The organism is Streptomyces sp. BoleA5 (assembly GCF_000373665.1).
GTDB lineage: Bacteria > Actinomycetota > Actinomycetes > Streptomycetales > Streptomycetaceae > Actinacidiphila.
Window position 1 is genome coordinate 1 of the sequence record NZ_KB892133.1, and the last position, 24,956, is coordinate 24,956.

General features: G+C 71.6%; 25 protein-coding genes and 1 pseudogene. 3 read left to right on the top strand and 23 right to left on the bottom strand.

All coding sequences use genetic code 11. The annotated features are described in order from the left end of the window. Positions 1-116 precede the first annotated feature (116 nt). Positions 117-968 (top strand): IS5 family transposase, encoded by an 852-nt coding sequence (locus tag B085_RS0133355; RefSeq protein WP_026250888.1) that lies wholly within the window; start codon positions 117-119, stop codon positions 966-968. On the opposite strand, the gene B085_RS44650 is transcribed toward B085_RS0133355, so the two are convergent. From B085_RS44650 to proS, 16 genes and pseudogenes are all read right to left on the bottom strand, one after another. After that, complete coding sequence (locus B085_RS44650) at positions 961-1,164, bottom strand: GntR family transcriptional regulator (RefSeq protein WP_018562946.1); 204 nt, start codon at positions 1,162-1,164, stop codon at positions 961-963. The genes B085_RS0133355 and B085_RS44650 overlap by 8 nt on opposite strands. 263 nt (positions 1,165-1,427) lie before the next feature. Next, complete coding sequence (locus tag B085_RS44655; protein WP_018562947.1) at positions 1,428-2,789, bottom strand: YifB family Mg chelatase-like AAA ATPase; 1,362 nt, start codon at positions 2,787-2,789, stop codon at positions 1,428-1,430. Further along, positions 2,789-3,160, bottom strand: a complete 372-nt coding sequence (locus B085_RS0133370; RefSeq protein ID WP_018562948.1) for a YraN family protein — start codon at positions 3,158-3,160, stop codon at positions 2,789-2,791. Before B085_RS0133370 ends, B085_RS44655 begins: the two co-directional genes overlap by 1 nt. A gap of 92 nt (positions 3,161-3,252) precedes the next feature. Then, entirely contained in the window at positions 3,253-3,579 is a 327-nt protein-coding gene (locus tag B085_RS0133375) for a DUF2469 domain-containing protein (RefSeq protein WP_018562949.1), read from the bottom strand. 39 nt (positions 3,580-3,618) lie between these two features. After that, a complete protein-coding gene (locus tag B085_RS0133380; RefSeq protein WP_018562950.1) occupies positions 3,619-4,098 on the bottom strand; it encodes an NUDIX hydrolase in 480 nt (159 codons plus the stop codon). A 2-nt stretch (positions 4,099-4,100) separates the two neighbouring features. Then, entirely contained in the window at positions 4,101-4,862 is a 762-nt protein-coding gene (gene lepB / locus B085_RS0133385; protein WP_018562951.1) for a signal peptidase I, read from the bottom strand. Between the two features lie 43 nt (positions 4,863-4,905). Next, positions 4,906-5,877, bottom strand: a complete 972-nt coding sequence (gene lepB / locus B085_RS44660; protein WP_018562952.1) for a signal peptidase I — start codon at positions 5,875-5,877, stop codon at positions 4,906-4,908. A gap of 289 nt (positions 5,878-6,166) precedes the next feature. After that, positions 6,167-6,853: pseudogene (lepB, locus tag B085_RS52035) on the bottom strand (signal peptidase I); the annotation flags it as partial. Beyond that, the gene (lepB, locus tag B085_RS0133400; RefSeq protein WP_018562954.1) at positions 6,846-7,484 is read right to left on the bottom strand and encodes a signal peptidase I; all 639 of its coding nucleotides are present in this window, start codon (positions 7,482-7,484) and stop codon (positions 6,846-6,848) included. The gene lepB (B085_RS0133400) and the pseudogene lepB (B085_RS52035), both read right to left, overlap by 8 nt. Positions 7,485-7,525: 41 nt before the next feature. Next, positions 7,526-7,876 carry a 50S ribosomal protein L19 gene (gene rplS / locus B085_RS0133405; RefSeq protein WP_018562955.1) on the bottom strand — a complete coding sequence of 117 codons (351 nt, stop codon included), beginning with the start codon at positions 7,874-7,876 and terminating at the stop codon, positions 7,526-7,528. A gap of 131 nt (positions 7,877-8,007) precedes the next feature. Then, the gene (gene trmD / locus B085_RS0133410; RefSeq protein WP_018562956.1) at positions 8,008-8,817 is read right to left on the bottom strand and encodes a tRNA (guanosine(37)-N1)-methyltransferase TrmD; all 810 of its coding nucleotides are present in this window, start codon (positions 8,815-8,817) and stop codon (positions 8,008-8,010) included. 4 nt (positions 8,818-8,821) lie between these two features. Further along, positions 8,822-9,346, bottom strand: a complete 525-nt coding sequence (gene rimM, locus B085_RS0133415) for a ribosome maturation factor RimM (RefSeq protein ID WP_018562957.1) — start codon at positions 9,344-9,346, stop codon at positions 8,822-8,824. A gap of 91 nt (positions 9,347-9,437) precedes the next feature. Then, positions 9,438-9,677 (bottom strand): RNA-binding protein, encoded by a 240-nt coding sequence (locus B085_RS0133420; RefSeq protein ID WP_018562958.1) that lies wholly within the window; start codon positions 9,675-9,677, stop codon positions 9,438-9,440. Positions 9,678-9,679: 2 nt separating this feature from the next. Next, on the bottom strand, positions 9,680-10,111 hold the full coding sequence (gene rpsP, locus B085_RS0133425; RefSeq protein ID WP_018562959.1) for a 30S ribosomal protein S16: 432 nt from the start codon (positions 10,109-10,111) through the stop codon (positions 9,680-9,682). Positions 10,112-10,338: 227 nt separating this feature from the next. Beyond that, a complete protein-coding gene (locus B085_RS0133430) occupies positions 10,339-10,929 on the bottom strand; it encodes a hypothetical protein (protein ID WP_018562960.1) in 591 nt (196 codons plus the stop codon). A gap of 190 nt (positions 10,930-11,119) precedes the next feature. Next, positions 11,120-12,532 (bottom strand): proline--tRNA ligase, encoded by a 1,413-nt coding sequence (proS, locus tag B085_RS0133435; protein ID WP_018562961.1) that lies wholly within the window; start codon positions 12,530-12,532, stop codon positions 11,120-11,122. A gap of 218 nt (positions 12,533-12,750) precedes the next feature. On the opposite strand from proS, the gene B085_RS0133440 reads away from it, so the two are divergent. After that, the gene (locus B085_RS0133440) at positions 12,751-13,590 is read left to right on the top strand and encodes a class I SAM-dependent methyltransferase (RefSeq protein WP_106435093.1); all 840 of its coding nucleotides are present in this window, start codon (positions 12,751-12,753) and stop codon (positions 13,588-13,590) included. Positions 13,591-13,632: 42 nt separating this feature from the next. Here the strand turns inward: B085_RS0133440 and ftsH are convergent, their stop codons facing one another. The 7 genes from ftsH to B085_RS0133475 all read right to left on the bottom strand — a co-directional run bounded on the left by ftsH (position 13,633) and on the right by B085_RS0133475 (position 23,987). Then, complete coding sequence (ftsH, locus tag B085_RS0133445; RefSeq protein WP_026251707.1) at positions 13,633-15,567, bottom strand: ATP-dependent zinc metalloprotease FtsH; 1,935 nt, start codon at positions 15,565-15,567, stop codon at positions 13,633-13,635. A gap of 36 nt (positions 15,568-15,603) precedes the next feature. Next, positions 15,604-16,119, bottom strand: a complete 516-nt coding sequence (locus B085_RS0133450; protein ID WP_018562964.1) for a GNAT family N-acetyltransferase — start codon at positions 16,117-16,119, stop codon at positions 15,604-15,606. A gap of 74 nt (positions 16,120-16,193) precedes the next feature. Beyond that, positions 16,194-17,732 (bottom strand): signal recognition particle protein, encoded by a 1,539-nt coding sequence (ffh, locus tag B085_RS0133455; RefSeq protein ID WP_018562965.1) that lies wholly within the window; start codon positions 17,730-17,732, stop codon positions 16,194-16,196. An 84-nt stretch (positions 17,733-17,816) separates the two neighbouring features. Then, entirely contained in the window at positions 17,817-20,294 is a 2,478-nt protein-coding gene (locus B085_RS0133460) for a [protein-PII] uridylyltransferase (RefSeq protein WP_018562966.1), read from the bottom strand. Between the two features lie 91 nt (positions 20,295-20,385). After that, a complete protein-coding gene (locus B085_RS0133465) occupies positions 20,386-20,724 on the bottom strand; it encodes a P-II family nitrogen regulator (protein ID WP_018562967.1) in 339 nt (112 codons plus the stop codon). Next, entirely contained in the window at positions 20,721-22,079 is a 1,359-nt protein-coding gene (locus B085_RS0133470; protein ID WP_026251708.1) for an ammonium transporter, read from the bottom strand. Before B085_RS0133470 ends, B085_RS0133465 begins: the two co-directional genes overlap by 4 nt. Positions 22,080-22,472: 393 nt before the next feature. Continuing rightward, on the bottom strand, positions 22,473-23,987 hold the full coding sequence (locus B085_RS0133475) for a hypothetical protein (RefSeq protein ID WP_078620190.1): 1,515 nt from the start codon (positions 23,985-23,987) through the stop codon (positions 22,473-22,475). A 233-nt stretch (positions 23,988-24,220) separates the two neighbouring features. Between B085_RS0133475 and B085_RS0133480 the strand changes: the two genes are divergently transcribed. Next, positions 24,221-24,895: a bifunctional DNA primase/polymerase gene (locus tag B085_RS0133480; protein ID WP_018562970.1), complete on the top strand. Its 675-nt coding sequence runs from the start codon at positions 24,221-24,223 to the stop codon at positions 24,893-24,895. The last annotated feature ends 61 nt before the right edge of the window (positions 24,896-24,956 follow it).

The window sequence follows — 24,956 nt, forward strand, 5'->3', positions numbered from 1 at the left end:
TAAGACCGACCGGCAATAGGTGGCCGCTGTGCGTCTGAGAGATGGTCTGGATGCGGCACGGGCACGGGCCTACGTGATCATGGAGTTCTCTACGCTCAGTGATCATGAAGGACGCCGTGCCCGCTCTGCCATCTTGCCTGCTTGAACCCCTCTGGAACCAGTTCGCTGCCCTTCTGCCCGTCCGGGGAGAGTTCGTCGCGGACCATCCGCTCGGCTGTCACCGCCGTCGGATCTCCGACCGGAAGGTCTTCGAGCACATCGTGCTCGCGCTGGTCCACGGCTCCGGATACGAACGGATCTCCAGTCCCGGATGTTCTGACCGCACGATCCGACGGCGCGTCAAAGAGTGGGCTGAGCTGGGAATATCCGGTCAGGTGCACGCCCTCGCGCTTGAGGCGTACGACCGGATGATCGGCCTGGGGCTGAGCGAGATCTCCGTTGACGGCTGCATCACCAAGGCTCCTTCCGGGGGCGAGAAGGCCGGACGTTCCCCGGTCGACCGGGGCAAGCAGGGGCTGAAGCGCTCCGTCGCCTCCGACGCGTGCGGTGTCCCTCTCGGGATCGTCTCCGACGGTGCCAACCGGCACGACTCGCCTCTGCTCGGCCCCACCCTGGAAGCCGCGAAAGCCCAGGTCGGCGCGATGCCGATGACGGTCAACGTCAACCTCGACCGCGGTTACGACAGTGCCAAGTCCCGTGCGCTGGTGGCAGAGTTGGGATTCTCTGCCGAGATCGCGCGCAAGGGCGTGCCGGCTCCGATCCAGGCCGGCAAACGCTGGGTGGTCGAACGCACGCACTCATGGATGAACGACTACGGCAAGCTACGGCGCTGCACGGAGAGAAGCGGCAAGGTCGTGGACTTCTACCTCTACCTCGCCGCCACCCTCGTCACGCTCCGCATGCTGATCCGCCGAGCAACGAGTCGCTACCGCTGGGACGACCGACCCACCACTCGACGCCTCACATGATCCATTTGCCGGTCGGTCTAAGGGCTTTGAGTGACTTCTGTGCCGTCGCCGTTGCGACGCCGAATTCGTCTTGCAGCGCGAGGACCGACGGCACGCGCTCCCTCGCCGGGTACGTGCCATCGGCGATGCGGGCCCGCAGAATCTCGGCGATCTGCACCCATCGCGGCACGTCGGAAGCCATGTCGATCTCTGCCATACCGCACACGGTAGGCACGACACGCATCCCTCGCGAGTGAGCAATGCTTACAACGCCTAGCACCCCTAGCACACTCGATGTACCGTGAGTGACGAAAAGACCCCCGCGACCGCGCGAACGGTCCGGGGGCTGGCCGACCGAACCTTAGAAGGGGTCGACATGCCACAGCGTAAGACAACGGCCGTCGCTGCCATAGACGAACGACCGCGGCTGCCCCGCCGCCTGGCCGTCGCCGAGGGTGGCGTGCAGGCCGCGTACCGGGACTACATCGACCACGCGCAGACGTGCGCAGCCTGCCACGACGACGACTGTCGCGTCGGCGCCGGCCTGCTCCGCATCTGGCGCGAGGCGCGAGGGGTGGCGCAGTGACGATCATCGAGGACGGCGCGATCAGGGACACGGGAACGTGCGCCCGGTGCCAGCACCACACGAACGACGGGATCATTCACCTCGTCGAGACCGGGTCCGGCCCCGGCGGTCGCGTCCTCGTGTGCGCTGACCTGACCATCTGCAAGAAACGCCAGGGCCCGGCCGTGCGCCGACACAGCCTGTAGGCCCCCACACGCCAGGGCCCCCGCCGGTTGCCGATCCGGCGGGGGCCCTGTTCTATGTCCTGGCCCGCGAGGGAGCGGCCCACCTGTTTTACACGTTCTGTCCAGAAAAAGTACCCCTTTGTGGGAGAGCGAGACGGCGCCCGGCCGCGGCATCGCGTTCCCGCCGCCGACGAGGGACTGCATGGTCGCCGAATGGTGCGGCGCGCAGTACGGCGGCTGCTCCACCATGTGCCGGCCCGGCGGCAGGATCCCGGCGACCGAGTGCACGGCGGTGACCTCCACCGCCTCCTGGCGGGTGAGGGGCGGCAGCAGCCCGGGAAGCCGCTCGGCGAGCATCGTCTTGCCCGCGCCGGGCGGTCCCTTGAGGTAGATGTGGTGGCCGCCCGCGGCCGCGACCTCCAGGGCGGTCCTGGCGGCGCCCTGCCCCGCGACCTCGGCCAGGTCCGGGGTGCCGGTGTCGGCGAGCCCCGTGCCGTGGCCGACACCCGGCAGGGTGAGGCCGGCCAGCATCGGGTCGGGCCGCCCGTCGGCGGGCTCCTCGTCCTCCTCCGGGGCGAGCTCGTCGTTGAGCAGCGCGATCAGCTGCCGCAGGCTGCGGACCCCGAGCACGGAGACCCCCGGAACGAGCGAGGCCTCGGCGACCGTCCGCTCGGGCACCACGACGTGGCGGTACCCGGCGTCCGCGGCCGCAAGGACCGCGGGCAGCACACCGCGGACCGGGCGGACCCGGCCGTCGAGCCCGAGCTCCCCGATCATCATCAGGTCGGCGATGTCGCGCGGGTCGACGCGGTCGTTCGCGGCGAGCACGGCACAGGCCACCGCCAGGTCGAAGCCGCTGCCGCCCTTGGGGACGGAGGCCGGGCTGAGCCCGACCGTGAGCTTCTTCTGCGGCCAGGTCTCACCGCTGTTCACGATGGCGGCACGGACCCGGTCACGGCTCTCGCTGAGGCTCTTGTCGGGCAGCCCCACCAGCGTGAACGTCGCCACCCCCGCCTCCAGGTCCGCCTGGACCTCGACGACGACGCCGTCCACGCCCAGCAGCGCCACAGAACACGTACGGGCGAAGCCCATCACTCCACCCCCCGCACGTGCTCGACGCGGGCGGCGCCCCGGGGCGGCAGCACCACGCCCACCACGTCGATCCGCACGCCGCCCGGCGGCGGCCCGCCGTGGTCGGCGAGCCAGCATTCGGCCAGCTGACGCAGCCGCTCGGCCTTGCGCGGGGTGACCGCGGCCATGGGGTGCTCACCGCATTTCTCGGCGCGCGACTTCACCTCGCACACGACGAGCGCGTCCCCGTCCGCCGCCACGATGTCGATCTCGCCGTGGCGTTCGCGGTGCCGGCACCGCCAGTTCCGCTCCAGCACGATCATCCCGGCGTCGGTCAGCGACCGTGCCGCCAGTTCCTCGCCGTAGCGTCCGAAAGCTCCTCGGGCGTTCATCCGTACCACCTCCGTCACTCACTGTGAGGGAGGTGGCGCCCGAGAGATGATCTTGATGGGGGCCTGTGGACAACCCGTCGGCCCCGGCCGCCTCAGCCGTTGAAGCCGGAGTCGTCCGAGGGCAGGTCGAGGTCGGCCTTGTTCAGCTCCTCGATGTTCACGTCCTTGAACGTCAGCACGCGCACCTGCTTGACGAAGCGCGCCGGCCGGTACATGTCCCACACCCACGCGTCAGCCATGGAGACCTCGAAGAACACCTCGCCCTGGACCGAGTGCACCTGCATCTCGTAGTCGTTGGTGAGGTAGAAACGACGCTCCGTCTCGATCACGTACTTGAACAGGCCGACGACATCCCGGTACTCCCTGTAGAGCTTCAGCTCCATCTCGGTCTCGTACTTCTCGAGGTCCTCGGCGCTCATGGCATGTTCCCCTTCAGCCGTACGTCCCCCCATTGTGCGTCAGTCACGCTCCGTCCCCAGGTGAATCGGGGACAATGGGGGACCTTCGTCGAGCAGCCTGCGCAGCAGCTCGGCGAGCCTGGTCGGGTACACCGTCTCATGCGAGGCGAGCAGTTCCTCGCACGTCCACCATCGCAGGCCGTCCACGCTGCGCTGCTCCAGCTCCGTGAGGCCGCCCGTGTGCACCCGGACGTCGTCGGTGCGGGCCAGGTAGTACCACTCGTCCTGCTCCCAGCGCCGGCCGTCGAAGTCGAAGGCGCACGAGCGCTCCCACAGCACAGGCCCCAGCAGGGCCGTGGTGATCCCGGTCTCCTCCGCCAGCTCCCGGCGTGCGGCGACCTCCAGGCTCTCGCCCTCCTCGACGCCTCCGCCCGGGGTGAACCACCAGGTGACGGACGGGTCCTCCGGCTCGTACCCGTGCAGCAGCAGGATCCGGTCGGAGGGGTCGAGCAGGATGACCCGGGCCGCGCGCCGTCGCATGGCTATCGCGCCGCCCTGCGCCGGGCCCGGGCCGCGACCGGGCCGTAGGCCGCACCCGCGAAGATCAGGACCACGCCGGCCGCGATCGCCACGCCCATCGTGCGCAGCGGACCGGGGGCGGAGGGCCCCTCGCCCGGCAGGGCGGCGAAGGCTCCGGTCCGGTCGACCATGCCCGCGCGGCCGAACGGCCAGGCCACACCGTCGACCCGTGCGGACACCGTGCCGCGCGGCACGGAGCCGTTGTCGGCGTCGCCGAGGCGGAGGCGGGAGTCCTCCGACGTCGCCCGGTTGTCGCCCATCATGAACAGGTTGCCCTGCGGCACGGTGGCCGAGAAGGGCATGGGCGAGGCCGGGCCCTCGGTGTCCAGGCGGTACGGCTCGTCGACCGGCTTGCCGTCGACGGTGAGCCGCCCCTGCTTGTCGCAGCAGGCCACCTTGTCACCACCGACCGCCACCACCCGCTTCACCATGGGGACGTCGCCCCAGAGCGGGTCGGTGAAGACCACGATGTCCCCGCGTCGCACCTCGGAGCCGTCGATCCGCTGGGCGAGGATCTTGTCGCCCGCGTCCACGGTCGGGGTCATGGATCCGGTGGGGACGGTGTACGGCCGGTAGACCAGCGCCGCCCAGACGAAACCGCCCAGGAAGAGGACGCAGCCGAGGGCGACGGCCAGACCGGAGGCTATCCGCCCGATCCGTCCGCCGCCCTGCCCGCTCGCTCGCCCCGTCGCCGTCCGCGTGCCCGTGCGTGTGCTCGTGCTCATGCGTCCGCACCCTACCCGGGGGTACGGACCGGGGGCAGCCCCGTCACCCGGCCCGGTTGATCAGACGGCGCCGCCGCCACATCACCAGCGGGACCGCGCCGGCCAGTCCGCCCGCGGCCGGCAGAGCCGTGGCGGGCAGACCCGCGGCCGCGGCGTTGATGCCCGGCTGGTCGAAGGTGCCGGGCACGGGCAGTGTGGACCAGTTGCTGATCGGCCAGGCCACGACGACCGCCCGGCCGACGACCTCGTCCACGGAGACCGTGCCGTTGCCCGGCAGGTTCTGGTGGTAGCGGGAGTCCAGGGAGTCCTGCCGGTGGTCGCCCATGACCCAGATGCGGCCCTGCGGGACCTTGATCGGACCGAAGGGGCGGTCACCACAGGGGGTGTTCCCGGGGTAGATGTACGGCTCCTCCAGCGCCTTGCCGTTCACCTTGACCGGGCCGGTGCCCTTGCACTCCACCGTGTCGCCACCGACCGCGATGACCCGCTTGATCAGGTCCTTCTCCTCCGCGGACGGCATGAGGCCGACGAAGCTCAGGCCCTTTTGGATCGCGCCCGTCACCGGGTTGGTGTCCACCGGGACGGTCTCGCCGAGCCAGCCGCCCGGGTCGTGGAAGACCACGACCTCGCCGCGCTCGGGCTCGGAGCCGAACCAGGGCGTGAGCTTGTCGACGAGTACCCGGTCGCCGATCCTGAGGGTGTTCTCCATCGACGCCGAGGGAATGGAGAACGCCTGCAGCAGGAAGGTCTTGATCAACCAGGCCAGCGCGAGAGCGATGACGATCAGCAGGGGCAGTTCCTTCCAGAACGAACGCTGCTGCTTCTTGTCCCCGCCGCCGTCACGGTCGTTCGTGTCACTCGCCTCTTCGGAGGCCTCCGCGCCCGCGTCCGGGCCTTTCCGTCCGGGCGGCGCCTCGCCGCCGCCTGACGAACCGCCCGACGAACCGCTCGACGTGGGGCCCCGATCCTCCGGCTCTTCGCGTCCGGACCTTGCGCCGACCACCAGGTCCCCCACATCCACTCCCTACTCCGCTTGCCATGCGCTGCCGCCCGCGCCATATGCGGCGCAAGCTCACCACCCCCATAACGAGCGGGAGTTCCGCAGGAGTCGGGAGCGGGGCCATTCCTTGCCGATTGTTGGATGTTGCCACCCCGGGGCCCGCCCTCGCGGCAGACGCGCCCGAACCCCCGGGCGCGGCGACGCCGGAGTACGTCGCCGGTTCCTTCAGTCCGGCCCAGTGCCCCATCGGCCAGGCCACGGCGAAGGCCCTGCCCACCACGAGGCTCTCGGGCACGGTGCCGTCGCCGGCGTCCTTGAGGTGGAAGCGGGAGTCCGCGGAGTTGGAGCGGTGGTCGCCCATCACGAAGAGCCGGTTCGGCGGGACCTTGACCGTGAACTTGATCTCCGACGGCGGATTCCCCGGATGGATGTAGGGCTCGTTCAGCGGGGTCCCGTTGACGGTGATCCTGCCCTGGGCGTCACAGCACTTCACCGTGTCGCCGCCGACCGCGACCACCCGCTTGATCAGGTCCTGCTCGTCAGCCGACGGCAGCAGCCCGATGAAGGTGAAGAACTCCTTGACCTGCTTGACGACCACCGGGTCCTCGCCGGCCTGGGCCTGCTCGCCGTCCAGCCAGTTGCCGGGGTCCTTGAACACCACCACGTCGCCGCGCTGGGGACGGGAGCCGAACCACGGCGTGAGCTTGTCGACGACCACGCGGTCGCCGATCCTGATCGTCTGCTCCATCGAACCCGACGGAATGACGAAAGCCTGCAGCAGGAAGGTCTTGAGGACCAGCGCGATCAGCAGCGCGACCCCGATGAGCAGGGGTATCTCCTTGGCCGCGGAACGGCGCCGCCTGCGCTTGACCTTCCGCGCCAGCTTGCGTCGATCGGCCCGGCCGCCGCCCCTGCGCGGGCCGGCCGGCTCCTCGCCCAGGTACGCGGCGCGGCTCGGCTGGCCGGCGTGCTCCCGGCCGCGGCTACCCATGGGCGCCGTCCAGCGACCGGCGGCGGCCCAGCGGCCATATGGTCGCCTCCGCCCGGCCGATCACCTTGTCGACGGGAACCGTGCCCCCTCCGGGGTCACCGAGATGATCACGGGAATCACGACTGTCGGCACGGTGGTCGCCCATCACCCACAGCCTCCCCTTCGGAACCTCGATGTCGAACGCTACCCGGGACGGTGTGTCGCCGGGGTAAAGATAGGTCTCGTCCAGCGGGCGCCCGTTGACGGTGATCCTGCCCCGGTTGTCGCAGCAGGTCACCCGGTCCCCACCGACACCGACCACGCGCTTGACGAAGTCGGTCCCGCCGGAGCCCTGCACGAAGGATCCCCCGCCGTCGAAGACCACGACGTCGCCCCTGGCGGGCATCCCGCCGAAACGGTACGCCAGTTTGTTGACGAGCACGCGGTCCCCGGCCCGCAGGGTGTTCTCCATCGAACCGCTGGGAATCTCGAAGGGCTGCGCGACGAACACGTTGACCAGCGCGACCACGGCGGCGGCCGCCACGACGAGGAGCGCATACCGCTGTGTACGTACGCCGAAGCGCGACCGCTCATCCCGCCGTTCGGCGGCATCGGCGCGGTCGCGCTCCGGAAGGTGTACCTCTGTGTCCATCGAGCGCAGAGCCTATAGGGCTCCGCTTGCGCCCGGCGGGCTCAGCGCTCGCGCTTCTCCTTGATCTTCGCGGCCTTGCCGCGCAGCTCACGGAGGTAGTACAGCTTGGCCCGACGCACGTCACCACGGGTCACGAGCTCGATCTTCTCGAAGATCGGGCTGTGCACCGGGAAGGTGCGCTCGACGCCGACGCTGAAGGAGACCTTGCGCACCGTGAAGGTCTCACGGACGCCGGAACCCTGGCGACGGATGACAACGCCCTTGAACTGCTGGATACGGGAGCGGTTGCCCTCGATCACGCGGACGTGGACGTTGACGGTGTCACCCGGGCGGAAGGCCGGAACGTCGCTGCGCAGCGACGCGGCGTCGACGGTGTCGAGCAGGTGAGACATGTTCGTCTGCTTTCTTCGCCCATGCCACAGGTCATCGGCGGATTGTGGTGGTGATACGAATGCCGGCCCGTCGGACGGTCGTCATGTCCCCCTGTGGCAGGGGCGCACGCCGGACGCACTACGGCAGCCGCCTATTCTTCCACGGACTCCGCGGCTCGCCCAAATCGCCCGTCCTCGCCGAGTACCCAGCCGAGTGCGGCGAGCATCGAGCGGTCCTTCTTGTCGAGGGCCGCCGGGTCGCAGCGCTCGATCAGGTCGGGACGGTTCTGCGCGGTACGGCGGAAGGCCTCGTCGCGGCGCCAGCGGGCGACCTTGCCGTGGTGGCCGCTGAGCAGCACCTCCGGGACGCCGCGGTCGCGCCAGACCGGGGGCTTGGTGAAGACCGGGCCCTCCAGCAGGTCGGCCATCGCGCCGGGGGCGAAGGAGTCGTCGCGGTGGGACTCGGCGTTGCCCAGCACGCCGGGCAGCAGGCGGGCGACCGCCTCGACCATCACCAGGACCGGGGCCTCGCCGCCGGCCAGCACGTAGTCGCCGATGGAGACCTCGCGGACGTCGAGCCGGTCGCCGTACTCCTCGATGACCCGCCGGTCGATGCCCTCGTAGCGCGCCGGGGTGAAGACCAGCCAGGGCTTCCCGGACAGCTCGACCGCGAGCTCCTGGGTGAAGGGGCGGCCGCTCGGGGTGGGCACCACCAGCACGGGCGAGCCCTCGCCCGACTCCAGGACCGCGTCCAGGGCCTCGCCCCACGGCTCGGGCTTCATGACCATGCCGGGCCCGCCGCCGTACGGGGTGTCGTCGACGGTGTTGTGCCGGTCGTGGGTCCACTCGCGCAGGTCGTGGACGCGTACGTCCAGCAGGCCTCGCTCCCGGGCCTTGCCGACCAGGGAGACGTTCAGCGGCTCCAGGTACTCGGGGAAGATCGTGACGACGTCGATGCGCATGGTCCTACTGCTCCGCCTCGGCCTCGTCCAGCAGACCGGGCGGGGGGTCGATGACGGCCCGCTGCTCCTCCAGGTCGATCTCGGGAACGATCTCGGCGACGAAGGGCACCATGACCTCGCTGCCGTCCGGCCGTTCGACGACCAGCAGGTCGTGGAACGGCAGGTGGGAGATCTCCTTGATCCGGCCGACCTCGGTCCCGTCGACGGTGACCACGTCGAGGTCGACCAGCTGGTGGTCGTAGAACTCCTCGGGGTCCTCCGGCGTCTCGTCCGGGTCGACGTCGGCGATGAGCAGGACGTTGCGCAGCGCCTCGGCGCCGGTGCGGTCCTTGACGCCCGCGAAGCGCAGCATCAGCCGGCCGCTGTGCACCCGGCCGGTCTCGACGGTGAGCGGGCCGGCCGAGGCCGGGTCCGTGACGAGCACGGCGCCCGGGGCGAGCCGCAGTTCGGGCTCGTCGGTGCGCACCTCCACCGAGACCTCGCCCTTGATGCCATGGGCGCGGCCGATGCGTCCCACTACCAGCTGCACTTGTTCGCGCTCCTGTGCTCACGTGTCGGATAAGGCCACGGGCCGGGGGCGGCCCAAGTGCCACCCCCGGCCCGTGCCGGTGCTGCGTACCTCAGCGGACGTTGTCCACGTCGACGAGGTCGACGCGCACACCCCGTCCGCCGATCGCGCCCACGACGGTGCGCAGGGCGCGGGCGGTGCGGCCGTTGCGGCCGATCACCTTGCCGAGGTCGTCGGGGTGCACCCGGACCTCGAGGACCTTCCCGCGACGCAGGGTGCGCGCGGCGACCTGCACCTCGTCGGGATTGTCGACGATGCCCTTGACCAGGTGCTCGAGGGCCTCCTCGAGCACGATCAGGCCTCGGTCGACTCGGCCGCCTCGGCGGCCTCGTCCTTCTTGTCGGACTTCTTGGCCTTCTGGGTGATGGCCTCACCCTTGGGCTCGTCACCGGCGTCCTTGGCGGCGGCCTCGAAGAGGGCGCGCTTGTCGGCCTTGGGCTCGGCGACCAGGAGCGGGGCCGGGGCCGGCTCGCCCTTGAACTTCTGCCAGTCGCCGGTCTTCTTCAGGATGGCGAGCACGGGCTCGGTCGGCTGCGCGCCGACACCCAGCCAGTACGCGACACGATCGGCGTTGACCTCGATGCGCGACGGGTTCTGGACCGGGTGGTACAGACCGATCTCCTCGATGGCCCGGCCGTCACGGCGGGTACGGGAGTCGGCGACGACGATGCGGTAGTGAGGCGAACGGATCTTGCCCAGACGCTTCAGCTTGATCTTGACTGCCACGGGAGTGGGTTCTCCTGGTGTTGACGTGGTTGGGCAGAACAGACCACCACGTGGGGTTGTGGAGCCGGTTTGCCCGACGGACGCGTCAGCCGAAGGAGAGAGGGGTCCTGCACGGCTGCCGAGTGCTCAGCTGACCATTCTGCCATACGGCGGGCATGCCACCGCACGCCGGTGACCCCACCGGCGCTGCCCCCCGTACGGCACCGCCCCCGTGCCGCGGCGGGCGCTCACGCGACCGCCGCGGCCTCCGGAATCCGGAACGGCGTACCGCACGCCCCGCAGACGATCGGCGCCTGCGCGAGCACGGACGGCACGACCCGGACGTTGCGTCCGCAGTCGCAGACCGCCTTCACCCGTACGCCTCCGCCCGAGGACCCGTGCCGGGCGGCGGGCCCGCGGAAACTGCGGGCGGTGTCGGCGGCGGTCGCCGCGGTGTGCGCTCTGAGCGCGCGCTGCAGGCGGTCGATCGTCGCCCGGTAGCGCTTCTTGGTGTCCGGGCGCATCTGGACCAGGGAGAAGCCGCTGCTGGGGTGCGGCTCCTCGGAGTGGTCCAGGCCGAGCTCGTCGGCGATGGCCAGGAATCGACGGTTGTGGTAGCGACCTGCCCGCGAGGTGTCCCGGACGCCGCGTGCGGCGGCGACTCCGTGGACGGCCTCGTGCAGCAGGCGCTCGAAGGAGAGCTCCGTGCCGCACGCGGACGAGGACTCTCCGATCAGGGACTCGGGGGCGGCCAGGTCGGGCAGTTCGGGATGGTGCCGTTGAATGTCGGCCCATGCGACTGCCAGCTCGGCGGCGAGGACTGGTGGTGTCGTGCTCACGTCGTGACAACGAGCCGGGGGCGCCCTGTGTTCCGATACCGGGCCATCCCAAATATTTTGCACGTACTAGTCAGTTCCGGATGATGCGTACGGCTGAGGGCGGGTGCGGAGGACAGTGGAGAAGTCACGCACCCGCCTCAAGCATGGACGTACTTCCGATTACGTACGTCGCTTTTCAGTCAGTTGACGGTCAGTATGCCCGCGCGACGAGCGCGACGGTACCCGGCGCGTCGTCCGCTTCCGGAACAGCGCCGTCCTCGGTGAGGAGGCAGCGCACGGACACGCCCTGCTCGGCCAGCTTGGCCTCGCCCTCCGGGCCCAGGTCCGCCCACGGGATGCGGCCCCAGCCGGTGGCCGCGGCCTCGGCGGCCTCGGCGATCGTCCTGACGTCCACGGTGCGGGACTCGCGGCGCTCGCGGGACTGGCGCAGCAGGGTGGCCTGGTCCTCCTCCAGCACCTTGGGCAGCAGCGCGGCCAGCTCGTCGATCGCCACCGGCTCCTTGCCCCCGGGGATGCGGCGGGCGAGCATCGCGGTGCCGTTCTCCAGGTCGCGCGGGCCGACCTCGACGCGGACGGGGACGCCCTTGAGCTCCCAGTCCACGGCGCGCCGGCCGAAGGGGGTGTCGGTGCGCACGTCGACCTGGACGCGAATGCCCGCGGCCTTGAGCCGGTCACCGATCTCGCGGACCTTGGCGACGACCGCGTCGTCGCCCTTGATCGCCAGGACGACGGCCTGGACCGGGGCCAGCCGCGGCGGCACACGCAGTCCGTTGTCGTCGCCGTGCGACATGATCAGGCCGCCGACCATGCGGGTCGACACACCCCAGGAGGTCTGCCAGACCAGCTCCTGCTGCCCCTCCTTCGAGAGGTAGGAGGTGTTGAAGGCCTTGGCGAAGTTGGTGCCCAGCTCGTGGCTGGTGCCCAGCTGGAGCGCCTTGCCGTCGCCCATCATGCCCTCGAGGGTGAGGGTGTTGATGGCGCCGGCGAAGCGCTCGCGGGCGGTCTTGCGGCCGAGGACGACGTCGATTGCGAGGACCTCGGTCATGAAGTCGCCGTACACGTCGCGGTGGATCATCGCGGCGTACTCACGGGCGTCCTCGTAGGTGGCGTGCGCGGTGTGGCCCTCCTGCCACAGGAACTCACTCGTGCGGAGGAAGAGCCGCGAGCGCATCTCCCAACGGACCACGTTGGCCCACTGGTTGATGAGCAGCGGCAGGTCGCGGTAGCTCTGCACCCACTTGGAGAAGTATTCGTTGATGATCGTCTCGGAGGTGGGCCGGACGACGACCGGCTCCTCCAGCTCCTTGCCGCCGCCGTGGGTGACCACGGCCAGCTCCGGCGCGAAGCCCTCGACGTGCTCGGCCTCCCGGGTCAGGTAGGACTGCGGGATGAAGAGCGGGAAGTACGCGTTCTGGGCGCCCGCCTCCTTGATCCGCGCGTCCATCTCCTGCTGCATCCGCTCCCACAGCGAGTACCCGTACGGCCGGATGACCATGGTGCCGCGCACCGGGCCGTTGTCGGCCAGCTCGGCCTTGTTGATCAGGTCCTGGTACCAGCGCGGGAAGTCGTCCGCCTGGGGTGTGAGTACGGGAGCCTTTGCCATGCCGCAGATGGTACGGGGACAGCGGCGCCGGACGTGAATCGGCGGGGTCGGGGAATCGGCCCGATCCTCACCTTCAAACCTCTGGACTACGGCCCGGAAGGGGAGTTGGCTGGCTCCGGGGGCATGCGCGGCGTGACGGCGACGGTGCGCGGCGTAACCGGGGGGCGTACGAGGAAGGCTTTCGGCGAGACAGCGGACGCGGCTGATTGGGGCGCTCGATGACACCTACGCTCGCACGGCACCCACGAACACACCGGACCGACGGCAGGGCGCGTGACTGGGCGGAGATCCAGGAGCGGATGCTCGTACCGCTCTACGAGGCGGTGCACGAGCGATTGGAGGTCGGCCCCCGCACCCGGCTGCTCGGCATCGGGTGCGGATCGGGACTCGCGCTGCTGATGGCCTCGGCCCGGGGCGCGGCGGTCACGGGATGCGATCCGGACGAACGGCGGCTCGCGCTGGCCCGGCAGCGGCTGCTGCCCGAGCCGCAGTGGGGCACGCCGGTACGGTCGGACGGGCGCACCCGGCTCGTGCCGGGCGGCCCGCAGGATGTGTCCGGCACGGAGGGGGCGCCGTTCACGGTGGTGACCGCCCTCGATCCGGGGACGGCGCGCGGTGAGCTGGTCCCGGCGCTCAGGGCCGCGGCGGGCCTGGCGGAGCGGGGCGGCCCGGTCGTGCTGGCCGGCTGGGGGCCGCCCGAGCGCTGCGCCACCGGGCGGGTGCTGCGGGTCGCGGCCCGGCTGGCCGAACCGCGCGACGCCACCGCCGCCGCGGCGGCCGCGGTCCGGCTCAGCGGCCGGGACGATCTGGAGGACCTGGCGCGGGACGCGGGGCTGCGCCCGGACGGCTCGGGACGGGTGTCCTGCCCCTTCGGCTACCCCGACATGGACAGCGCGGTACGCGGCCTGGTGTCGACCGGGCTCTTCGACGCGGCCGTGGCGGCCACGGACGAGGACCAGGTGCGCAAGGAACTGCGCGAGGCGCTGCACGCGTACCGGCGCGCCGACGGCACGGTCCGGATGGAGAACGTGTTCCGGTACCTGGTGGCCCGGGTGTAGCCGGGACGTCCCCGCGCGCACGCGGCCGCGATCACACGGCGGTCACTCGGCGGCCTTCGCGAGCCGCGGGATGCCCGCCGCCTCGTAGGCCTCGCCCTCCTCCAGCGTCTCCGCCTCCAGCAGCCGCTCCGCGAGGGCGTCCAGTTGCTCGCGGTGCCGGCTCAGCAGCCGGCACGCCGTCCCGTAGCACTCGTCGACGATCCGGCGCATCTCGGCGTCGATCACGTCGAGGGTGGCGGGGGCGGCGGACAGTCCGTAGGGCTGCTGGGAGTCGGCCGGGATCGCGGAGAGCGGGCCGACCTTCTCGCTCATGCCCCAGCGGCCGACCATGCCCCGGACGACGTTGGTGACCTGCTCCAGGTCGTTCTCGGCGCCGGTGGTGACCACCCCGAAGACGACGTGCTCGGCGGCCATGCCGCCGAGCGCGCCGATGATCCGGCCGCGCAGGTACTCCTCGGTGTACGCGTAGTGGTCGGAGTCGGGGGTGGAGAGGGTGACGCCGAGAGCGCGGCCGCGCGGCACGATGGTGATCTTGCGTACGGGGTCGGCGCCCGGGTGCAGCATGCCGAGCAGGGCGTGCCCGGACTCGTGGTAGGCGGTGCGGCGGCGCTCCTCGGCGGGTATGACGAGTGGGCGTGCCGCGCCCAGCTGCACCTTCTCGAGTGCGTCGGAGAGCTCGCCCTGCCCGACGGCGGACTTCCCGCGCTTGACGGCGAGCAGCGCCGCCTCGTTGGCGAGGTTGGCCAGTTCCGCGCCCGTCATCCCGGGCGTGGCACGGGCCACGGTGGTCAGGTCGATGCCGCTCTCCAGGGGGACCTGGCGCAGGTGGATGCCGAGGATGGCCTCGCGGCCCGTACGGTCGGGCGGGCTGACGTGGACGACGCGGTCGAAGCGGCCGGGCCTGGTCAGGGCCGGGTCCAGGACGTCGGGCCGGTTGGTGGCGGCGATGACGACGACGCCCTCGGAGCCGGAGAAGCCGTCCATCTCGGTGAGGATCTGGTTGAGGGTCTGCTCCCGCTCGTCGTGGCCGCCGATGCCGCCCGCGGCGCCGCGGGCGCGCCCGATGGTGTCGATCTCGTCGATGAAGATGATCGCCGGGGCGACCTTGCGGGCCTCGGCGAACAGCTCGCGCACCCGCCCGGCGCCGACGCCCACGATCATCTCGATGAACTCGGAGGCGGAGGCGGAGAAGAACGGCACGTCGGCCTCGCCGGCCACGGCCCGGGCGAGCAGCGTCTTGCCGGTGCCGGGTGGTCCGGCCAGCAGCACGCCGCGTGGCATCCGCGCCCCCAGCGCCCGGTAGGCCTGCGGGCGCTTGAGGAAGTCGACGACCTCGTTGAGCTCGGCCTCGACCTCGTCGATGCCCGCCACGTCGGCGAAGGTGGTACGGCGGCCCAGCTCGGGGACGACCGGCCGCGGCGGGGCCCTGCGGCCGATGCCGCCCAGGCCGCCGAGCCCGCCCGCGAGCTTGCTCATCCGGCGGGAGACGTAGAGCCACAGCACGACCAGCAGCAGCACCGGCGCGAGCGAGAGCAGCAGGTTGTAGAGCAGTCCGCGCTGCTGGACGACGGGTTCGGCGGTGACGGTGACCTTGTTCCTCGTCAGGGTCGCCCACAGGTCGTCGTCGGCGAAGACCGGCCGCTGGGTCTTGAACTGCATGAACGTGCCCTCGTCCGCCCCGGGCACGTCCTGCTTCCGCTTGAGCTGCCCCTCGATGGAGTCGCCCTTGGAGTAGATCTTCGAGATGTTGTCCGCGGCGAGCTGCCGGCCGAATTCGGTGTACGAGATCGTGGTCGGCCGGGACCCGGTGAAGAGCGAGAGCACCAGGTCGGTGATGAGGAAGACGACGAGCGCCGTCAGGATCATGCCGCCCCAGCCGCCCATGCGGCGCCGTCGCCGGGTGGGCGAGGAGGGCGGCGCGCCCTCCGTCCGCCATGGGTCGTCCGGATTCTGCCGGGGCGGTACGGGATTGCCCATACCCCGACCATAAGGACAGCGCCGCTCCGGCGCCCCTCAGGCCCCGGGCCACTCCTCGACGGTGAGCGCGAAGCGCTCGTGGTCGCGCCAGGCGTCGTTCAGGTAGAGCATGCGGGGGGTGAAGCCCTCGTGCCGGAAGCCGAGTCTTCTGGCCATGGCGACGGACCGTTCGTTCTCCGGCTGCACGTTGATCTCCAGCCGGTGCAGGCCCAGTCCCTGCGGCTCGCGGGCGAAGCAGCGGTCGACGACCAGCCGCAGGCCCTCGCTCATCCGTCCGGTCCCGGCGAAGGGCACATAGCTGTCGTAGCCCAGGCTGGCGTTGCGGAAGCGCCCCATGACGATGTTGGCCACGTTGCACTTGCCGACGATCCCGCCGGTGTCCTCGTCGAGGATCAGGAACGTCCGCAGCACGGGCCCCTGGCGCCGCAGCAGTTCGGGCAGCCCGTCCGGTTCGACCGGGTTCCACCGGCCGACGTGCTCGGCGGAACGCAGCACCGCCTGCCGGTACGCGGGAGCGTCGGCCGGCTCCGGGGCACGGATGTGTACGCGCATGGGTCCATGATGCACGCGCGGCGGCGGCTCCTCCCTCCCGGGAAGCGCCGCCGCCGTACGGAAACGGGACCGGATCAGCCCATGAACTTCTTGAACTCGTCGGGCAGTTCGAAGTTCTGGCCCTCCTGGGCCGCCGGCATCCCGAAGGCGCCTCCGGCCTGCTGCTCCCGGCGGGCGGCATCGGCCTTCTCCTGCTCGGCGCGCTTGAGCGGGTTGCCGCTCTGGCGCTTGCCCTTGGCCTTCTTCTGCTGCTTCTTCTGGCGGGCGCCGCCGCCCAGGCCCGGCATGCCGGGCATCCCGGGGATGCCGCCCTGGGCCATCCGCGACATCATCTTGCGGGCCTCGAAGAACCGCTCCACCAGGCTCTTCACGGCGCTGACGTCCACACCGGAACCGCGCGCGATGCGGGCGCGGCGGGAGCCGTTGATGATCGTGGGGTCGTGGCGCTCGCCCGGGGTCATCGACTTGATGATCGCGGCCGTGCGGTCCACGTCGCGCTCGTCGAGGTTGTTGATCTGGTCCTTGATCTGGCCCATGCCCGGGAGCATGCCGAGCAGCTTGGAGATCGAGCCCATCTTGCGGACCTGCTCCATCTGCTGGAGGAAGTCGTCGAGGGTGAACTCCTTGGGGCCCTTGGCCAGCTTCTCGGCCATCTTCTGGGCCTCGGCCTGGCTGAAGGTCTGCTCGGCCTTCTCGATCAGGCTGAGGACGTCACCCATGCCCAGGATGCGCGAGGCCATCCGGTCGGGGTGGAAGGCGTCGAAGTCGTCCAGCTTCTCGCCGTTGGAGGCGAACATGATCTGGCGGCCGGTGACGTGCGCGATGGAGAGCGCGGCACCACCGCGGGCGTCGCCGTCGAGCTTGGAGAGCACGACGCCGTCGAAGCCGACGCCGTCGCGGAAGGCCTCGGCGGTGTTGACCGCGTCCTGGCCGATCATGGCGTCGACGACGAAGAGGATCTCGTCGGGCCGCACGGCGTCACGGATGTCCGCGGCCTGCTGCATCATCTCGGCGTCGATACCGAGGCGGCCGGCGGTGTCGACGACCACGACGTCGTACTGCTTGGTGCGGGCGTGCTCGAGGGAGTCCTTGGCGACCTGGACCGGGTCGCCCACGCCGTTGCCGGGCTCCGGCGCGTAGACCGCGACGCCCGCCCGCTCCGCGACGACCTGGAGCTGGTTGACGGCGTTGGGGCGCTGGAGGTCGGCGGCGACCAGCAGCGGGGCGTGGCCCTGGCTCGCCAGCCAGCGGCCGAGCTTGCCCGCCAGGGTCGTCTTGCCGGCGCCCTGCAGACCGGCGAGCATGATGACGGTCGGCGGCTGCTTGGCGAAGCGCAGCCGGCGGGTCTCACCGCCGAGGATGCCGATCAGCTCGTCGTTGACGATCTTGATGACCTGCTGGGCGGGGTTGAGGGCCTGGGACACCTCGGCCCCGCTCGCCCGCTCCTTGACCTGCTTGATGAAGGCACGGACCACCGGCAGCGCGACATCCGCCTCCAGCAGCGCGATACGGATCTCGCGCGCCGTGGCGTCGATGTCCGCCTCGGAGAGGCGGCCCTTGCCCCGGAGGTTCTTGAACGTCGCTGCGAGGCGGTCGGAAAGGGTGTCGAACACGTCGGTCGCGGATCCTCAGGTCGGGGGCGGGTGATAGGTCGTCCTCAAGGGTATCCGCCCGGCCCGTGAATGGTCTCCACCGCGTCAGCGCAGGGCCCGCTCCACCTGGTCGGCGACCTCGGCCGCGCGTACGTCGGGGAGCGGAGCGCCGGCGGTGTCGGTGACGTAGAACGCGTCCACCGCGTTGGCGCCGAGCGTACTGATGCGGGCGGACCGGACGTTCACGCCGGTGGCCTCCAGGGCCCTGCCGATGCGGTGCAGCAGCCCCGGGGCGTCGTGGGCGCGGACCTCGATGACGGTGGCGGCGGTGGAGCTGCCGGGGGCGACGGTGACCCGGGGCGGCGGGGACGTGACCCCGCGGCGGCGGGGATGGGCGGACTCGCGCTCCGCCAGCCGCGACTCGATGTCGAGGGAGCCCGCGAAGGCCCGGGCGAAGTCGTTGCGCAGCCGTGCCGCCTCGGGCAGCGAGCCGTACTGGGCGGCCACCCGCCAGCGCAGGAGGGTCACCGGGCCGTCGCCGATGGGGTCGACCGTGCGCAGGTCGGCGGCGCGGACGGTCAGCCGGTGCAGGGCGAGCACGCCCGCCGCCGCGGCGAGCAGCCCTGGGCGGTCGGGAACGGCGAGCAGCAGCTCCACCCCGACGGGCTCGGGTTCGTCGTCGGCGGTCCGCGTGGCCGTCCCGTCGGGGTCGGGTTCGGCGTGGGCGCGCAGCGCGATGACAGGGCCCCCGGTGCGCGCCGCCTCGACGGCCAGGCGCTCCTCCTCGGCGGTGGGCTCGGGGTCGGCCGGCTCGGGCACCGCCCCGCTCGCCAGGACGGCGGCGACCCGCTTGACCAGGTCGCCGACGAGTGAGGACCGCCACGCGCTCCAGGCCGCGGGACCGGTGGCAAGGGCGTCCGCCTCGGTCAGCGCGTGCAGCAGTTCCAGCGTCTCGGGGTCGCGGACGGCGTCGGCGACGCTCTGCACGGTGGCGGGGTCGTCCAGGTCGCGCCGGGTCGCGGTCTCGATCAGCAGCAGGTGGTGGCGGACGAGCAGGGCCAGCGTCTCCACGTCGGCGCGGCCGAAGCCGAAGCGGGCCGCGACGTCGCGGGCGATGACCTCGCCGGCCTCGGAGTGGTCACCGGGCCAGCCCTTGCCGATGTCGTGCAGCAGGGCGGCGATGAGCAGGAGGTCGGGACGGCCGACCCGGCGGGTCAGGCGCGAGGCGCGCACGGCGCACTCGACGAGGTGCCGGTCGACGGTCCAGATGTGCACGGCGTTGCGCTGCGGGCGGCAGCGGACCCGCTCCCAGTCGGGGAGCAGCCGGGTGATCATGCCCTCGGCCTCCAGTGCCTCCCACACCGGCACCGTGGACTCCCCCGCGCCCAGCAGCGTGACGAGCTGTTCGCGGGCCTCGGCGGGCCACGGCACCGGCAGCGGCCGGGTCGCCTGGGCCACGCCCAGCCGTCGGACCGCGTGCAGCGACAGCGGTACGCCGTGCTCGGCCGCTGCCGCCGCTGCGCGCAGCGGCAGCACCGGGTCGCGCTCGGGCCTGGCCGTGAGCGCGAGGACGGCCTCGCCCTCGTGCTCCACGACGCCCTCGGCGAGCGGGGTGCGCTCGGGCGGGTTGCCCTGCTCGGGACGGGAGCGGCCGAGCAGCCCGCGCCTGCGGGGCCGCGACTGGCGGGAACGCAGGACCCGGCCGACCTCGCGCCAGGTGACGTCGAAGGCGTAGCCGACGGTCCGGGCGGCCTCGTACACCTGGCGCAGCAGCGCGTCGGCGTCCAGCAGGCCGAGTGCGCCGGCCACCTGGTCCTGCTCCTGAAGGGCCAGCCGGTCGGTGGCGCGGCCGGTCACCAGGTGGAGGGCGTCCCGGGCGTCGAGCAGCCTGGTGCGGGCGTCCTCCAGGCCCTCGCGGGGCGCGTCGGCGAGCCAGGAGGCGGCGACGGCGCGCAGGGCGGTGGCGTCGCGCAGTCCGCCGCGGGCCTCCTTGAGGTCCGGCTCCAGCAGGTACGAGAGCTCGCCGTGGCGTTCGGCGCGTTCCAGGCACAGCTCGTGGAGCGCCGGGAGGCGCTTGGGGGCCTGGTTGCGCCAGTCGGCGAGGACGGCGGTGCGCAGCGACGCGGTGAGGGCGGTGTCCCCGGCGATGTGGCGGGCGTCGAGGAGGCCGAGCTGGACCTTGAGGTCCTCGGCGGCGGTCTTGAGGGCCTCGGCCGGGGTGCGCACGGAGTGGTCGAGGGCGACGCCCAGGTCCCAGACCGGGTACCAGATCCCGTCGGCGAGGCCGGCGACGTCCGCGGCCCCGGCGGAGCCGTCGTGGAGCAGCAGCAGGTCGAGATCGCTGCGCGGGGAGAGCTCGCCCCTGCCGTAGCCGCCGACGGCGACCAGTGACCAGCCCCTGGTCGCGGTCCGGTCGGCCGCGCCGCGGGCGAGGTCGGCCAGCCATGTGTCGGTGAGGACGGCCAGCGCCTTGCGCCGCGGCGGCCCGGACGGCCCCTCGCCGTTCAGGAGGGCCAGCCGGGCCGCCGCATAGCCTGCAGGGGCGTGTCCGTCGTGGGCTTTCGCGTCGACGTTCTCCGTCACACTGTCTCCAGTCGCAGGCCGTGCGGTGGAACTGCTCGGTTTCGGTGGCGCGAAGGGGCGCGGCCGGTGTCCCGGCCGCGCCCCCGCGTCCTCAGAGTGCGTCCGGGCCGCGCTCCCCGGTCCGGACCCGTACGGCGGTCTCGACCGGGATGCTCCAGACCTTGCCGTCACCGATCTTGCCGGTGCGGGCCGCCTTGACGATGACGTCGATCAACTGGTCGGCGTCGCCGTCCTCGACGAGCACCTCGATGCGGATCTTGGGCACGAGGTCGACGGTGTACTCGGCGCCGCGGTACACCTCGGTGTGACCCCGCTGGCGGCCGTAGCCGCTGGCCTCGGTGACCGTCAGACCCTGGACGCCGAAGGCCTGCAGGGCCTCCTTGATCTCGTCCAGCCGGTGCGGCTTCACGACCGCGGTGATGAGCTTCACGCGTCCACCTTCTTCGACGGGGCGTCGGTCACCTGGGTGCCGGTGCCACTGCTGCTGTCCAGGGAGGAGAGGGCGGAGCGGACCGCGCCGGCCACGCCCGCGAAGTCGTAGCCGGTCTCCGCGTGCTCGGCCTGGTCGATGCCCGCGACCTCGGTGTCCTCGCTGACGGTGAATCCGATCACCAGGTCGATGAGCTTGGCAAGGATCGCCGACGCGACCAGCGAGTAGGCCAGGACCACACCGACGCCGAGGAACTGCTTCCACAGCTGGTCGAAGCCGCCGCCGTAGAACACGCCCTTGGCCGTCTGGCCGACCCCGCCGGTGGCGAAGAAGCCGATGAGCAGCGAGCCGATGATGCCGCCGACCATGTGGACGCCGACCACGTCGAGGGAGTCGTCGAAGCCGAACCGGTACTTCAGGCCGACCGCGGCGGCGCAGCCCACACCGGCGATGACACCGACGGCGATGGCACCGAGCGGGCTGACCGATCCGCAGGCCGGGGTGATGGCGACCAGGCCGGCGACGGCGCCGGAGGCGGCGCCCAGGGTGGTGAAGGAGCCGTGCTTGATCTTCTCGTAGGCGAGCCAGCCGAGCATCGCGGAGGCGGTGGCGACCTGGGTGTTGGTGAAGGCCACGGCCGCGACGCCGTCGGAGGCGAGCCAGGAGCCGGCGTTGAAGCCGAACCAGCCGAACCACAGCAGACCGGCGCCGAGCATGACCAGCGGCAGGTTGTGCGGCCGGAACGGGTCCTTCTTGAAGCCCACGCGCTTGCGGATGACGAGGATCACGCCGAGCGCCGCGGCACCGGCGTTGATGTGCACCGCGGTTCCGCCGGCGAAGTCGATCACGCCGCGGGTGAACAGGAAGCCGTCGGACGCCCAGACCATGTGGGCGACCGGGAAGTACACGACCGTCGCCCACAGGGCCACGAAGAGCGACCAGGCGGTGAACTTCACCCGGTCCGCCAGGGCACCGCTGATCAGGGCGGGTGTGATGATCGCGAACATCAGCTGGAAGACGGCGAAGACGTACACCGGGATGGTGTAGCCGTCCCACAGCTGGGCGATCCCGATGTTGCGCATGCCGGCCCACTCGAAGCCGCCGAAGAAGGCGTTCCCGGAGTCGAACGCGACGCTGAAGCCGTAGAGCGTCCAGAGCACCGTGACGATGCCGATGGCGATGAAGCTCATCATCAGCATGTTCAGGACGCTCTTGACCCGGACCATGCCCCCGTAGAAGAAGGCCAGGCCGGGGGTCATCACGAGCACCAGTGCCGCGCTCAGCAGCATGAACGCCGTGCTACCGCTGTCGAGCGTGGGCGTGTCTGCGGCAAGCGTCAAAAAGCCTGCTGCCATCGGCGTCTCCTCGTCATCCGAACGGCCCGTGCGGGATGCGGGCTCGGTGGGCCGGTTTTCGCCATGAGGTTGTCCCAGCCGGGTTTCCGTCGACGCCATCGGGTGTTTCGTCACCGTGACGAAGAAGTCGTCCGTGTTACGTCGCGATGAACCGCCGCCCCAGCGGGCGCCGCCATGACGCCGCCGTCATGACGCCGCGACCCCTCGGACGGGCCGCCGAGCTGTATACGTGCCGCGCGGGCCGGGGTGTACAAACCTCGCCACGCCGTCGAAGGGGCGCGCCGGTGAACGAGGACCGGCCGCGGCGAGCCACCCGGTTGACCTGGCATGGGGGAGCCGAGTCGGGCTGTCGGGATGGCCGGCCGCGGCCGGGGTGAGGGGCGGACCGCCGGTTCAGGCGGTCTCGGCGACCTCGGGGAGGTCGGCGGCGAGGCGCTCGCTGAGCTGGGCGACCTCGGCGACCTGGCCGAAGTCGCGCAGGGCGCTGTCGGCGGTCTTGCGGATACGGGTGTTCACCCGCTCGGAGCGCACGTGCTTGGCGACGTCGATCGCCTGGACGGTGAGGCCCGCTGCCTCCTCCGGGCTGCGCTGCAGCAGGTGCACGGTGGCCATGCCGATCAGGTTGAGGGCGTAGGCGCGCTGGTGGACGCTGTCCCGCGCGAAGAGGTCGACGGCCCGCTGCATCACCGGGTGGGCCAGTGAGGCGTACGTGGGGCTGCGGCCGGCCACGTAGGCCAGGTCCCGGTAGGAGTGGGCGTTCTCGGCGTTGAGCTCGGCCTCGTTGAAGAAGCCGATCCAGTCCGGATCCTCGGCGGGCCGGGAGTCGGTGTAGGAGTCCTCCGCCATCCGCACGGCGCGGTGGCACTTGCTGACCTGCCCCATGTTGGCGTAGGCGCGGGCCTCCATCGCGTACAGCATCGCCTGGGTGGTGGCGCTCGCGCTGTCCCTGCTGCCGTACTGCGCCAGGTGGATGAGTTCCAGTGCGTCGTCGGGGCGGTCCAGGTGGATCATCTGGCGGCTCATGCTGGACAGGACGAAGGCGCCCAGCGGGCGGTCGTCGGCCTCCTTGGCCGCGTGCAGGGCCAGGACCAGGTACTTCTGCGCGGTGGGGTGCAGGCCGACGTCGTACGACATCCAGCCGGCGAGCGCCGCGAGCTCGGCGGTGACGCGGTAGAGCCGCTTGGCGACGGACTGCGGATGGGACTCCTGGAGCAGGTCGGTGACCTCGTGCAGCTGGCCCACCACCGCCTTGCGGCGCAGGCCGCCGCCGCACTGGTTGTCCCACTGCCGGAACATCACCGTGGTGGCCTCCAGCAGCTCCAGTTCGGGCTCGGAGAGCCGGGCCCTGGCGCGGGAGTCGCGCGGCGGCGGGACGTCGGCGCCGGAGGCGGGGGTGGGCACCAGCCAGCGCTGCATCGGCTCGACGAGGGCGGGGCCGGCGGCCAGCGCCAGGGAGGTCCCGAGGAAGCCGCGGCGGCCGAGCATCAGGTCGCTGCGGGAGAACTCGTTGATCATCTGGACCGTCTGCGGCCCCGCCCACGGCAGGTCCACTCCGGTCGAGGCGGGCGGCTGGTGGGCGGGACGCAGCCCCAGGTCCTCCACCGGGACGACGGTGCCGAAGCGTTCGGAGAACAGCTCGGACAGGATGCGCGGGATCGGTTCCCGCGGCTGCTCGCCGTCCAGCCAGCGGCGCACCCGCGAGGTGTCCGTGCTGACGTGCAGCGCCCCCATCTGGCGAGCTCTGCGGTTCACCTGGCGGGCGAGTTCGCCCTTGGACCAGCCACTGCGCACAAACCAAGAGGTCAACTGCGCGTTGGGCTGCTTGTCCTGTGTGCCGCCCACCGTGACGCCCCCATTCCGTCGCCCAACACCACCGGGGATGAGGGCTGTTGCCTGCCTGGCCCCCATGTGCCTCAGTGTCCTACGAGTCTTGCCTCCGGCATACCCGCCGGCCCGCACACTTCCGGGGCTTGCAAACCGAAAGTAATCCTACGATCACCCATCCGGCGATGCCTCCAGCGAAAACGCCACCATTCGCCACCCCTTCGAATGAACTACATGTGGACGCGGAGCGATTCACTTGACACATGCCGATCAGGCACGGGCGTAACCATCGGCAACTGCGACCCGTTGGGGGTGTCATGGGCTTCACGATCGGCAGCATGCGGGAGATGCGACACATCCGCTCCGGCGCGCGCCGCCGGACGCACGCCTCGGCGTGCACCACCGTGGCGGAGTACACCGGGTTGTGCGGATGGGCGGTGGCGCCGGGTGCGCGCGCCACGCGCGGGGGCGGGCAGTGCTCCTGCGGCGACCCGGGGTGCGGGACGCCGGGCGCCCACCCGCTGGAGTTCGCCGGCGAGGTGCCGGCCGGGGCGACCCTCGAGGAGGCCGCGGCCGCCTGGGAGCGCGTGCCGGGCGCGGCGCTGATGCTTCCCGTGGGGCGCACCTTCGACGTGATCGACGTGGCGGAACGATCCGGCGTGCGCGCTCTGGTGCGCCTGGAGCGGATGGGGCTGCGTCTCGGCCCGGTCGTCGCCACCCCGGACGGCCGGGCGCAGTTCTTCGTCGCGCCGGGTGCCGCAGCCGAGCTCCCGCATCTGCTGTACCGCATGGGCTGGGACGACGCCGACCTCGACCTGCGCTGCCTCGGGCCGGGCGACCATGTGACCGCTCCCCCCTCCGACCTCGGCGGCCTCGGCCCGGTCCGCTGGCTGCGGCCGCCGGCGCTGGACGCCGCCCGCCAGCCCCCGGAGGCCCGGCTGCTGCTCGGCACGCTGGCGTACGTCTGCCACCGGGACCGCGCCTACGCGTGAGCAACGGAGAAGGGGCGCACTCCCGGGAGTGCGCCCCTTGTCCGTTGCTCCGCTGCCCGTC

Excerpts from the sequence above, each read along its gene's own strand:
- B085_RS44650 (WP_018562946.1), bottom strand. The coding sequence starts at position 1,164 with ATGGCAGAGATCGACATGGCTTCCGACGTGCCGCGATGGGTGCAGATC.
- B085_RS44655 (WP_018562947.1), bottom strand. The coding sequence starts at position 2,789 with ATGGGCTTCGCCCGTACGTGTTCTGTGGCGCTGCTGGGCGTGGACGGC.
- B085_RS0133370 (WP_018562948.1), bottom strand. The coding sequence starts at position 3,160 with ATGAACGCCCGAGGAGCTTTCGGACGCTACGGCGAGGAACTGGCGGCA.
- B085_RS0133375 (WP_018562949.1), bottom strand. The coding sequence starts at position 3,579 with ATGAGCGCCGAGGACCTCGAGAAGTACGAGACCGAGATGGAGCTGAAG.
- B085_RS0133380 (WP_018562950.1), bottom strand. The coding sequence starts at position 4,098 with ATGCGACGGCGCGCGGCCCGGGTCATCCTGCTCGACCCCTCCGACCGG.
- lepB (WP_018562951.1), bottom strand. The coding sequence starts at position 4,862 with ATGAGCACGAGCACACGCACGGGCACGCGGACGGCGACGGGGCGAGCG.
- lepB (WP_018562954.1), bottom strand. The coding sequence starts at position 7,484 with ATGGACACAGAGGTACACCTTCCGGAGCGCGACCGCGCCGATGCCGCC.
- rplS (WP_018562955.1), bottom strand. The coding sequence starts at position 7,876 with ATGTCTCACCTGCTCGACACCGTCGACGCCGCGTCGCTGCGCAGCGAC.
- trmD (WP_018562956.1), bottom strand. The coding sequence starts at position 8,817 with ATGCGCATCGACGTCGTCACGATCTTCCCCGAGTACCTGGAGCCGCTG.
- proS (WP_018562961.1), bottom strand. The coding sequence starts at position 12,532 with ATGGCAAAGGCTCCCGTACTCACACCCCAGGCGGACGACTTCCCGCGC.
- B085_RS0133440 (WP_106435093.1), top strand. The coding sequence starts at position 12,751 with ATGACACCTACGCTCGCACGGCACCCACGAACACACCGGACCGACGGC.
- ftsH (WP_026251707.1), bottom strand. The coding sequence starts at position 15,567 with ATGGGCAATCCCGTACCGCCCCGGCAGAATCCGGACGACCCATGGCGG.
- B085_RS0133450 (WP_018562964.1), bottom strand. The coding sequence starts at position 16,119 with ATGCGCGTACACATCCGTGCCCCGGAGCCGGCCGACGCTCCCGCGTAC.
- B085_RS0133470 (WP_026251708.1), bottom strand. The coding sequence starts at position 22,079 with ATGGCAGCAGGCTTTTTGACGCTTGCCGCAGACACGCCCACGCTCGAC.
- B085_RS0133475 (WP_078620190.1), bottom strand. The coding sequence starts at position 23,987 with ATGGGGGCCAGGCAGGCAACAGCCCTCATCCCCGGTGGTGTTGGGCGA.
- B085_RS0133480 (WP_018562970.1), top strand. The coding sequence starts at position 24,221 with ATGGGCTTCACGATCGGCAGCATGCGGGAGATGCGACACATCCGCTCC.